Here is a 12,356-nt window from a genome sequence, read left to right as displayed (position 1 = left end):
AAAGCGGGAAATATTCCCGCTTTTACTTTTTCTAGCTAACCAATTCTAATGTTTACACTGACAATCTGAGGGGTCATCATGCTTGGGATCAGGGCAGCAAGAATCTATGGTCTTTTTTATAATATCAGACAATGTATTCACAGTATTTATAATGAGTGGCAAGTTTTCACAGACAGAATCACACTCTGAAAGCCTTCGATCTGGTTTGGCTGGTGGTATTAAGCTATCACATAATATTTCCTGTAAAACCAACGAGAAATTTGCAATCCCTGTGGTGTAAATGTACGCACGTCCGTCGGTTTCTTTGGCTAGTCGTTCATACTCCCTCGTCACGTTATCTCTATCAGCAAGAGTCGGAAAACGATCTAGATTTGTTGGGCTATCATCCGGTGTACCTTGGTAGGTATACACCTTAATTCCTCTTTCTTGAGCGACAGATATGGCTTCATTATTTTTTGCAATCGCAGCACGAGTAAGAATTCCACCGCCACCTTCCATCCCTTCATCACCCAGCACAAAAATAGCCCTACGCGCATCATCTCGCCAATCAAAGTGTTTACTTATATCAATAACCGCACGACATAAATCTTCTTTATTTCCAGCATGATCTCGTCCATCGGATTCTTTAAACGGTAATCTTGCTTGTAGATCCCTTTCGTTCGCACCGATCTTAATTAAATATTCACTGGCAGATTGATCAAACTTCGTATTTGCCCAAGTCCCTTCGATACCTAAAAATGTCGCCCGAAGGTGAGATGGACACTTTGCTGATGCCGCCTCAATCGTCGCATCAATCTGTTTACTTAAATCCCCTGCTTCATCAGACATTGAGCCACTAGTATCAATAACAACAACTAAATCTAATGCAATTTGCCCATTTCCCGTCACTATCTGAGATGTATTTATGGCCCCTAATGAGTCTGATAATATTCCATGATAAGCCGAGAGATTAGCTTGATTCACATCAACCTGTTCATTTGTCTTTTTTTTATCCATCGCATATTCCTATTAAATAATTTAAAAATAATTTTTATTACCGTTTATTTTTAGCCAAGCAATTTATTATTCATTTTTTTTACTGCTGGATATATTTTAAAAATAGAAATACGCGTTACATATTCAGATAAACCTAAGACATAAAAAAAGCCAGTACCTTTCGGCACTGGCTTTTGTCAGGCGTTTTACAGTGAAATCAGAAATTAGTTCTGGTTGTCACTGCTAAAACCTGCATTTAACAGCTCAGCTAAGTTTGCTGTTGCTTCGTCTGCACTGACTTGTGGTGCATCCACAACGTCGTTCAGATGACGGCGGCGGATACGGTCTTGGTGATACGCAAAACCAGTACCTGCTGGGATCAGGCGTCCAACAATTACGTTTTCTTTCAGACCACGTAATTCGTCACGTTTACCCGCAACTGCGGCTTCAGTCAGTACGCGTGTCGTTTCTTGGAACGATGCTGCTGAGATAAAGGATTCTGTTGCCAGAGATGCCTTAGTAATACCCAACAGATCACGAGCAAAGTTCGCTGGAATTTTGCCTTCTTGTTCCAGTTTACGGTTAGAAACTTTAACACGTGAGTACTCGACTTGTTCACCTTCGAGGAATTCAGAACTTCCTGCATCCGCGATAGTCACTTTACGCAGCATCTGACGAACGATAACTTCAATGTGTTTATCGTTAATCTTAACGCCTTGTAAGCGGTAAACTTCCTGAACCTCATTAGTGATATAACGCGTAACAGCATGGACACCACGCAGACGCAGAATATCATGTGGAGATTCTGGACCATCGGAAACCACGTCACCACGTTCAACGATCTCACCTTCGAACACGTTGAGTTGACGCCATTTAGGGATCATCTCTTCGTACGGATCGCTACCATCTAATGGTGTGATAACCAGACGACGTTTCCCTTTGGTTTCTTTACCAAACGAGATAATACCGCTGATTTCAGCCAAGATTGCAGGCTCTTTCGGACGACGTGCTTCGAACAAGTCAGCTACGCGTGGTAGACCACCCGTGATATCTTTAGTACCCACAGATTCTTGTGGAATACGCGCTAAGGTATCACCGACGTTGATTGCGATGCCATCATCTAACTGAACAATTGCTTTACCCGGTAAGAAGTACTGAGCAGGCATGTCCGTGTTAGGAATAAGAACATCGTTACCATTTGCGTCAATAACACGTAGTGCAGGACGCAGGTCTTTACCACCACTGGTACGTTCCGCAGTATCCAGAACAACGATTGAAGACAGACCGGTTAATTCGTCAGTCTGACGCGTCATTGTTTGGCCATCAAGCATGTCAGAGAAGCTGATAATACCCGATACTTCACTGACAACTGGCATTGTATGTGGATCCCAGTTCGCAACAGTTTCACCGCCCGTTACTGCATCGCCATCGCCTTTCGTCAAGTGCGCACCGTAAGGGACTTTATAGCTTTCTTTCGTACGACCGAATTCATCAATCAGACGCAGTTCTGTATTACGTGAAGTAATAACCAGTTTGCCTTCTGAGTTCGTAACGAATTTCGCGTTAACCAGTTTCAGGGTACCTGTGTTACGGACTTGAATGCTAGATTCTGCCGCCGCACGAGATGCCGCACCCCCGATGTGGAACGTACGCATCGTTAACTGTGTACCCGGCTCACCGATTGACTGTGCCGCGATAACACCGATAGCTTCACCTTTGTTGATGATATGACCACGAGCAAGGTCACGACCATAACAGTGAGCACACACACCGAAGTCAGTTTCACAACTTACAACTGAACGAACTTTAACGCTGTCGACTGAGTTAGCTTCTAACAGGTCACACAGTTTTTCGTGCAGTAATGTATTACGTGGAACCAGAATGTCTGCCGTTCCTGGGATCAGGATATCTTCTGCTGTCACACGACCCAGTACACGCTCACGCAGTGGTTCTTTAACGTCGCCACCCTCGATAACCGGAGTCATCAGGATACCTTCGTGAGTTCCACAGTCGTCTTCAGTCACAACCAAGTCCTGTGCAACGTCAACTAAACGACGAGTCAGATAACCGGAGTTCGCTGTTTTCAATGCGGTATCGGCAAGACCTTTACGCGCACCGTGCGTAGAAATAAAGTACTGGAGAACGTTCAGACCTTCACGGAAGTTCGCCGTGATTGGTGTTTCGATGATGGAGCCATCTGGCTTAGCCATCAGACCACGCATACCTGCTAGCTGACGAATCTGAGCTGCAGAACCACGAGCACCGGAGTCGGCCATCATAAAGATACTGTTGAAAGAAACTTGTTGTTCTTCGACGCCATCACGGTTAATAACCGCTTCAGTCGACAAGTTTTCCATCATCGCTTTAGCAACACGTTCGTTTGCTGCTGCCCAGATATCGATAACTTTGTTGTAACGTTCGCCTGCTGTAACCAGACCAGACTGGAACTGTTCCTGAATTTCTGCAACTTCGGCTTCTGCTTCGGCGATGATCCCAGCTTTTTTCTCTGGAATAACCATATCGTCGATACCAACTGATGCACCAGAACGTGCCGCATAGGCAAAACCGGTATACATGATTTGGTCAGCAAAAATAACAGTAGGCTTCAGGCCCAGAACACGGTAACAGGTGTTCAGCATTTTGGAGATAGCTTTCTTACCTAACGCTTGGTTTACCAGAGCATAAGGCAGACCTTTCGGTACGATCATCCATAAAATTGCACGACCAACAGTGGTGTCAACTAAACCAGTGTTGATTGTAATGTTACCTTCCGAATCTTTTACTTCTTCAGTGATACGGACTTTAACGCGGGCATGCAGTGACGCATGACCTGAACGGTAAACACGCTCAGCTTCTTTAGGACCGGCTAATACCATGCCCTCGCCTTTCGCGTTTACGCAGTCACGTGTCATGTAGTAAAGACCCAATACAACGTCCTGAGAAGGAACGATGATCGGCTCACCACTTGCAGGTGACAGGATGTTGTTGGTTGACATCATCAACGCACGTGCTTCTAACTGAGCTTCCAGAGTCAGAGGAACGTGTACCGCCATTTGGTCTCCATCGAAGTCGGCGTTATATGCCGCACAAACGAGTGGGTGCAATTGGATAGCTTTACCTTCGATAAGAATAGGTTCGAAAGCTTGGATACCCAGACGGTGAAGTGTTGGTGCACGGTTCAGCATGACCGGGTGTTCACGGATGACTTCATCCAAGATATCCCAAACAACCGCTTCTTCGCGCTCAACCATTTTCTTCGCAGCTTTAATGGTTGTTGCCAGACCACGTAATTCTAATTTGCCATAGATAAATGGTTTGAATAACTCAAGAGCCATTTTCTTCGGCAGACCGCACTGATGCAGGCGCAGGTATGGACCTACGGTGATAACAGAACGACCTGAGTAGTCAACACGCTTACCAAGTAAGTTCTGACGGAAACGACCTTGTTTACCTTTGATCATATCAGCCAAAGATTTCAGAGGACGTTTGTTAGAACCAGTGATTGCGCGACCACGACGACCGTTATCTAACAGGGCGTCAACCGCTTCTTGCAGCATACGTTTTTCGTTACGTACGATGATGTCTGGCGCAGCCAGATCCAGAAGACGTTTCAGACGGTTATTACGGTTGATTACGCGACGATACAGATCGTTCAGATCTGATGTTGCGAAACGACCACCATCCAGTGGAACTAATGGACGCAGATCCGGTGGTAATACTGGTAATACGTTTAAGATCATCCACTCTGGTTTGTTACCAGATTGAATAAATGCTTCCAGCAGTTTGATACGCTTAGTCAGCTTCTTACGCTTAGTTTCAGAGTTAGTTTCATTTAACTCTTCGCGCAGCGTTTCACACTCGTTCTCAAGATCGAGGTTTTTCAGCAGGCCTTGGATAGCTTCCGCACCCATTTTCGCATCAAATTCGTCACCGAACTCTTCCAGCGCATCTAAATATTGCTCTTCTGTCAGAATCTGTGCACGCTCAAGGCTAGTCATACCGCCTTCAACAACTACATATGATTCAAAGTACAGAACGCGTTCAATATCACGCAGTGGCATATCGAGCAGCAAACCGATACGGGATGGCAGTGATTTTAAGAACCAAATGTGTGCAGTCGGAGATGCAAGTTCAATGTGACCCATGCGCTCACGACGGACTTTGGTCTGTGTAACTTCTACGCCACACTTCTCACAAATCACACCGCGGTGTTTTAAACGTTTGTACTTACCGCACAGACATTCATAGTCTTTTACTGGCCCGAAAATACGCGCACAGAAAAGACCGTCACGCTCAGGTTTGAACGTACGGTAGTTAATGGTTTCTGGCTTTTTAACTTCACCGAATGACCATGAACGGATCATATCAGGTGATGCCAGAGCAATCTTGATAGCATCAAACTCTTCGGTCTTGGTTTGCGCTTTCAGAAACTTTATTAAGTCTTTCACAAAATGCTCCTGTCGGAGTTAGACCTGTCAGGTGAGTATTCAAAGACACTCTCCCCAAATCCCAGTGCTTACATGTGCCGGAAAGCAAGCTTTCCGGCATAAAACGAATTACTCGTCTTCCAGCTCGATGTTGATACCCAGTGAACGGATTTCTTTCAGCAATACGTTGAAAGATTCCGGCATACCAGGTTCCATCTGATGGCTACCATCGACGATGTTTTTATACATCTTCGTACGGCCGTTAACGTCATCCGATTTAACTGTAAGCATTTCTTGAAGAGTATAGGCTGCACCGTATGCTTCCAGTGCCCACACTTCCATCTCCCCGAAACGCTGACCACCGAACTGCGCTTTACCACCCAGCGGTTGCTGAGTAACCAAGCTGTAAGAACCTGTTGAACGGGCATGCATCTTATCGTCAACCAAGTGGTTCAGTTTCAGCATGTACATGTAGCCGACAGTAACTTGACGCTCAAAACGCTCGCCAGTACGACCATCGAATAATGTAATCTGACCTGAAGTCGGCAGACCGCCCAGTTTCAGCAGTTCTTTGATTTCTTTCTCTTTCGCACCATCAAATACTGGTGTTGCAATTGGCATACCTTTTTTCAGGTTCTCAGCCAAACGCATAACTTCTTCGTCAGTGAAAGTGTTCAAATCAACTTTCTGGCGTGGATCATCACCTAAATCGTATGCTTTTTGGATAAACTCACGCAGTTTGGCAACTTCTTCTTGCTGTTTAAGCATAGCATTGATTTTCTCACCAATACCTTTCGCTGCCATCCCTAAGTGGGTTTCCAAAATCTGACCGATGTTCATACGTGATGGTACGCCCAGCGGGTTCAGAACGATATCAACTGGGTTACCGTTTTCATCGTAAGGCATGTCTTCAACTGGGTTGATTTTTGAGATAACACCTTTGTTACCATGGCGACCCGCCATTTTATCACCCGGTTGGATCTGACGTTTAACAGCCAGATAAACCTTAACAATTTTCAGTACACCCGGTGCTAAGTCATCACCTTGAGTAATTTTACGACGTTTTGCATCGAGTTTTTTCTCGAACTCAGATTTCAGTTCGTCATACTGTTCAGCTAATTGCTCTAACTGGTTTTGCTTCTCTTCGTCTGCTAAAGATAACTCTAACCAACGGTCGCGAGGCAGTTTGTCCAGTTTTTCAGCTTCAATTCCGCCGTTAACCAGTACAGAACGGATACGTGCAAACAGGCCAGCTTCGAAAATACGCAGCTCTTCTGTTAAGTCTTTCTTCGCATCACGTAACTGAGTTTCTTCGATCTCTAATGCACGTTTGTCTTTCTCTACACCGTCACGGGTAAATACTTGTACGTCAATAACCGTACCAGATACACCGTTAGGAACACGTAAAGAAGAGTCTTTAACGTCTGATGCTTTTTCACCGAAGATAGCACGTAACAGTTTCTCTTCTGGAGTCAGTTGAGTTTCACCTTTAGGTGTTACTTTACCAACCAGAATGTCGCCGCCTTTCACTTCCGCACCAATATACACGATACCGGATTCGTCAAGTTTAGACAGAGCAGCTTCACCGACGTTTGGAATATCTGCAGTGATTTCTTCAGGCCCTAATTTAGTGTCACGAGACACACAAGAGAGCTCTTGAATATGAATAGTTGTGAAACGGTCTTCTTGAACAACACGCTCAGAAACTAAGATGGAGTCTTCGAAGTTATAACCATTCCATGGCATGAATGCCACGCGCATGTTTTGACCAAGTGCTAATTCGCCGAGGTCTGTTGAAGGACCATCCGCTAACACGTCACCACGTTCAACAGGTTCACCTAAAGATACACAAGGCATCTGGCTAATACAGGTGTTCTGGTTAGAACGGGTATATTTAGTCAGGTTATAAATATCGATTCCAGCTTCGCCTGGGTACATCTCATCTTCGTTAACTTTGATAACGATACGAGAAGCATCAACGTACTGAACCGAACCACCACGTCTTGCAACAGCAGTAACACCAGAGTCAACCGCTACTGCACGTTCCATACCTGTACCAACTAATGGTTTGTCGGCACGTAAAGTAGGAACCGCTTGACGTTGCATGTTCGCACCCATCAATGCACGGTTGGCGTCATCGTGTTCAAGGAATGGGATCAGTGACGCACCAACAGAAACAACCTGTTGAGTCGAAACGTCCATATATTCAACCTGTTCACGGCTGAATAAGCTTGATTCACCTTTGTTACGGCAAGTAATCAGTTCTTCAACAAAGCTACCATCATCACCTAAAACGGTATTCGCCTGAGCAATGATGAAGTTACCTTCTTCAATTGCAGACAAATAATGGATTTCGTCTGTTACTAAGCCATCGCGGACTAAACGGTATGGGGTTTCTAAGAAACCGTACTCATTGGTCTGTGCATAAACAGATAATGAGTTGATCAGACCGATGTTTGGACCTTCAGGCGTTTCGATTGGACAAACGCGACCGTAGTGAGTTGGGTGAACGTCACGTACTTCGAAGCCCGCACGCTCACGAGTCAGACCACCTGGGCCTAACGCAGAGATACGACGCTTGTGCGTAATTTCAGACAGCGGGTTGTTCTGGTCCATAAATTGGGACAGCTGGCTGGAACCAAAGAACTCTTTAACTGCGGCTGAAATTGGTTTCGCGTTGATCATATCTTGTGGCATTAATGCATCGAGGTCGCCCAGAGAAAGACGCTCTTTCACTGCACGCTCAACACGAACCAGACCGACACGGAATTGGTTCTCTGCCATTTCACCAACGGAACGAATACGACGGTTACCTAAGTGGTCGATATCATCCACTTCGCCTTTACCGTTACGGATATCGATGAGTTTACGCATAACATCAATGATGTCTTCTTCACTCAGGATACCTGAACCTTCGATTTCTTCACGGTTCAGTGAACGGTTGAACTTCATGCGACCTACTGCAGACAAGTCGTAACGATCTTCAGAGAAGAATAAGTTATCAAACAGGTTTTCAGCGGCTTCACGGGTTGGTGGCTCACCAGGACGCATCATGCGGTAGATTTCTACCAATGCACTCAGACGATCGTTAGTTGGGTCGACACGAACGGTTTCAGAAATGTAAGCACCATGGTCTAAGTCATTGGTAAACAATGTTTCGATTGTTTTATGACCAGACTGGCTCAGACGTGCCAACATATCTAAAGAAAGTTCCATGTTCGCTGCACAAATCAGCTCACCAGTACTTTCATCAATATAGTCTCTAGCAACGACTTTACCTGCGATATATTCAACAGGAACTTCGATGCTATTCACTTCTTCTTTTTCTAACTGACGAATGTGACGTGCAGTGATACGGCGGCCTTTTTCTACATAGACTTTACCGTTCGCTTCGATATCAAATGAAGCTGTCTCACCACGTAAACGCTCAGGAACCAGCGTCATCATCAGTTTATTATCACGGATTTGGAATACAGTTTTTTCGAAGAACAGATTTAAGATTTCTTCGGTATTGTAATCCATTGCACGCAGAATAATGGTCGCAGGTAATTTACGGCGACGGTCAATACGTACAAACAGGTTATCTTTCGGGTCAAATTCGAAATCAAGCCATGAACCACGGTAAGGGATAATACGTGCGTTATATAGCACTTTACCTGAAGAGTGTGTTTTACCTTTATCGCTGTCGAAGAATACACCAGGACTACGGTGTAACTGAGAAACGATAACACGCTCAGTACCGTTGATAACGAAAGTTCCGTTTTCAGTCATGAGTGGAATTTCACCCATGTAGACTTCTTGTTCTTTGATGTCTTTAACAGTTCCTTCCGGTGCTTCACGCTCATAAACGATGAGACGCAATTTCACACGTAAAGGCGCAGAGTAAGTTACACCGCGAATTTGACATTCTTTAACATCAAAAACAGGCTCGCCTAAACGATAGCTGACATATTGTAATTCAGCATTACCGCTGTAGCTCTGAATTGGAAACACAGAACGGAAAGCTGCTTCCAGCCCATTCTGGCCATCTGGATCTTGCTCGATAAACTTCTGGAACGAGTCAAGTTGGATAGAAAGGAGATAAGGTATGTCCAAAACTTGTGGACGCTTACCAAAGTCCTTACGGATACGTTTTTTCTCGGTATAGGAGTAAACCATAGGTTTCCTCAGCTCGTTGATCAGTGACCCAAGTGGTTAGCTCTTAGTATAAGAGACTGAACCGCAACGCGTTTTTTTATAAGAAACGGAAAATGAATACTTTCCTTAATACTCATTGCTATTACTCTTAAATCATTTCATTGCGTTGCCATTGCTACCGAGCTACCCGAGCGGGTCGTAGCGAAGAACACAGTATATTAAGTCGTCAATAGAAAGAAGTATTGGAGGGTTGTTGTTAACATTAAAACTGCGTGAAAAGCTGTTAACACCCATCACGCTTTACAGCGCAAAAAGGCTGGTGATTAAAAAATCACCAGCCGTCAGCCTAATTAGATTAGGCTGCGTTCTTGTAATTGAACTTATTTAAGTTCAACAGAAGCGCCTGCTTCTTCAAGAGATTTTTTCAGAGCTTCAGCTTCGTCTTTGCTCGCGCCTTCTTTGATGGTCGCTGGAGCAGACTCTACCATATCTTTAGCTTCTTTCAGGCCAAGACCGGTTGCGCCACGAACTGCTTTGATAACTGCAACTTTGTTACCGCCAACAGCTGACAGTACAACGTCAAATTCAGTTTTTTCTTCAGCAGCTTCAGCTGGGCCCGCAGCAACAGCAACAGCTGCAGCAGCAGAAACGCCGAATTTTTCTTCCATCATAGTAATCAGTTCAACAACGTCCATTACAGACATTTCTGCAACTGCATCAAGGATTTGGTCTTTAGTGATAGACATAACAAGTGTTCCTAAAATTCAGAAATAGTTTATACGTTAAAAAGCAACGAAGGAAAGGGCTTATGCAGCTTCTTTCTGATCGCGCAGAGCAGCCAGAGTACGAACCAATTTGCCGGCAGCGGCTTCTTTCATGGTTGACATCAGGCGTGCGATTGCTTCATCGTAAGTTGGGAGAGTTGCCAGACGATCGATATCTTTCGCTTGGATTAACTCACCTTCAAAGGCCGCAGCTTTAATCTCAAATGCTGGATTCGCTTTCGCGAACTCTTTGAACAGACGAGCGCCAGCGCCCGGGTGTTCGTTAGAGAAAGCAATTAAGGTTGGACCGACAAACACGTCTTTCAGTACATCGTAAGAAGTACCTTCAACAGCACGACGAATCAGTGTGTTACGAACAACACGGATATAAACGCCTGCTTCGCGACCTGCTTTACGCAGTTCAGTCATTTTTGCTACAGTTACGCCGCGTGAATCAGCAACAACTGCAGAAAGCGCGCCTTTGGCTACTTCGCTGACTTCAGCAACAATCGCTTGTTTGTCTTGAAGATTTAGTGCCATTAGCTTCTTGCTCCTGGATTAACCGGGAAAACCCGGGACTCACATCACTCAAACACAACATTATGTAAGAGCGCTAAAACACGGTGAGCAGAATAGAATCCAGAATTAAATTCTAGGTATCTCTGTCACCGTCTACGCAGGTAAATTAAGTAGCTATTATAACTAATAAACCACACCTGCGGTCTTGGACGGGGTCTGGAAAGGCCAGACTCCATACCGAAATTCGTGGTTTGTTGGATACATTTTGTGTACCCAACAAACTCAAGGCGTCAAATTTTATACAAATTTGACGCAAAGGTAAAGCCTAATTACCAATTAGCCGAAGCTATCGCAATTAAACTGTCGCTGACAGACCAGCTTGGTCAACAGCAACACCTGCACCCATAGTGGTGGACAGGCTAACTTTCTTGATGAAAACACCTTTAGCAGAAGCTGGTTTTGCTTTTTTCAGCGCGATCAGCAGTGCTTCTAAGTTTTCTTTCAGTTTGTTAGCGTCGAAATCAACTTTACCAATAGTGGTGTGGATGATTCCGTTTTTGTCATTACGGTAACGAACCTGACCTGCTTTAGCATTGTTAACTGCTTCAGCAACGTTTGGAGTTACAGTACCAACTTTCGGGTTTGGCATCAGACCACGTGGGCCTAAAACTTGACCTAATTGGCCAACAACGCGCATTGCATCTGGAGAAGCAATAACAACGTCAAAGTCCATTTCACCAGCTTTGATTTTATCAGCCAGATCTTCCATACCTACCAGTTCAGCACCTGCAGCTTTAGCAGCTTCAGCGTTTGCGCCTTGTGCGAACACAGCAACGCGAACTGAACGGCCAGTACCGTGTGGCAGTACAGTTGCACCGCGAACGTTTTGGTCAGATTTACGAGCATCGATGCCCAGGTTGATAGCTACGTCAACGCTTTCTACGAATTTAGCAGTTGCTAATTCTTTCAGCAGTGCAACGGCTTCATTGATGTCATACTGTTTAGTTGCATCAACTTTTTCACGGATATTGCGCATGCGCTTAGTCAGTTTAGCCATTGTCTTAGTCCTCCACTACCAGGCCCATGGAACGAGCAGTACCTTCAATTGAACGCATCATTGCGTCAACATCAGCACCAGTCATGTCCGCAGCTTTAGTTTCAGCGATTTCGCGAATCTGAGCAGAGGTCACTTTACCAACTTTGTCTTTGTTCGGCTTACCTGAACCAGACTTAACGCCAGCTGCTTTTTTCAGAAGAACTGCTGCAGGTGGAGTTTTGGTAACGAAAGTGAAAGAACGGTCTGCGTAAACAGTAATAACAACAGGAATTGGTAAACCTTTTTCCAGGCTGTCTGTTTTTGCGTTGAACGCTTTACAGAATTCCATGATGTTAACACCTTGTTGACCCAGTGCTGGACCAACCGGTGGACTTGGGTTCGCCATACCAGCTGCAACTTGCAGCTTAACGTAGGCTTGAACTTTCTTAGCCATGATATTTCCTCTAGATGGGTGATAGCGCCTTACGGTTTGCAAGG

The 12,356-nt window shown here is 44.9% G+C and carries 7 protein-coding genes; all 7 read right to left on the bottom strand.

All coding sequences use genetic code 11. The features are described 5' to 3' along the window. Positions 1-45: 45 nt before the first annotated feature. Positions 46-996, bottom strand: coding sequence for a VWA domain-containing protein (locus FVA72_RS01835; protein ID WP_110592657.1), 951 nt, complete (start codon positions 994-996; stop codon positions 46-48). A 203-nt stretch (positions 997-1,199) separates the two neighbouring features. Continuing rightward, complete coding sequence (gene rpoC / locus FVA72_RS01830; protein ID WP_004264390.1) at positions 1,200-5,423, bottom strand: DNA-directed RNA polymerase subunit beta'; 4,224 nt, start codon at positions 5,421-5,423, stop codon at positions 1,200-1,202. Positions 5,424-5,531: 108 nt separating this feature from the next. After that, the gene (gene rpoB / locus FVA72_RS01825; RefSeq protein ID WP_004264386.1) at positions 5,532-9,560 is read right to left on the bottom strand and encodes a DNA-directed RNA polymerase subunit beta; all 4,029 of its coding nucleotides are present in this window, start codon (positions 9,558-9,560) and stop codon (positions 5,532-5,534) included. A gap of 359 nt (positions 9,561-9,919) precedes the next feature. Further along, positions 9,920-10,285, bottom strand: coding sequence for a 50S ribosomal protein L7/L12 (gene rplL / locus FVA72_RS01820; protein ID WP_004264384.1), 366 nt, complete (start codon positions 10,283-10,285; stop codon positions 9,920-9,922). Between the two features lie 60 nt (positions 10,286-10,345). Then, positions 10,346-10,843 carry a 50S ribosomal protein L10 gene (gene rplJ, locus FVA72_RS01815; protein WP_004264381.1) on the bottom strand — a complete coding sequence of 166 codons (498 nt, stop codon included), beginning with the start codon at positions 10,841-10,843 and terminating at the stop codon, positions 10,346-10,348. A gap of 334 nt (positions 10,844-11,177) precedes the next feature. Further along, positions 11,178-11,879, bottom strand: a complete 702-nt coding sequence (rplA, locus tag FVA72_RS01810) for a 50S ribosomal protein L1 (RefSeq protein ID WP_004264380.1) — start codon at positions 11,877-11,879, stop codon at positions 11,178-11,180. 4 nt (positions 11,880-11,883) lie between these two features. Then, a complete protein-coding gene (gene rplK / locus FVA72_RS01805; protein ID WP_004264379.1) occupies positions 11,884-12,312 on the bottom strand; it encodes a 50S ribosomal protein L11 in 429 nt (142 codons plus the stop codon). Positions 12,313-12,356 lie beyond the last annotated feature (44 nt).

This window comes from Providencia sp. PROV061, assembly GCF_011045655.1.
Lineage (GTDB): Bacteria > Pseudomonadota > Gammaproteobacteria > Enterobacterales > Enterobacteriaceae > Providencia > Providencia hangzhouensis.
This window is presented reverse-complemented; position numbering and strand designations above follow the sequence as displayed.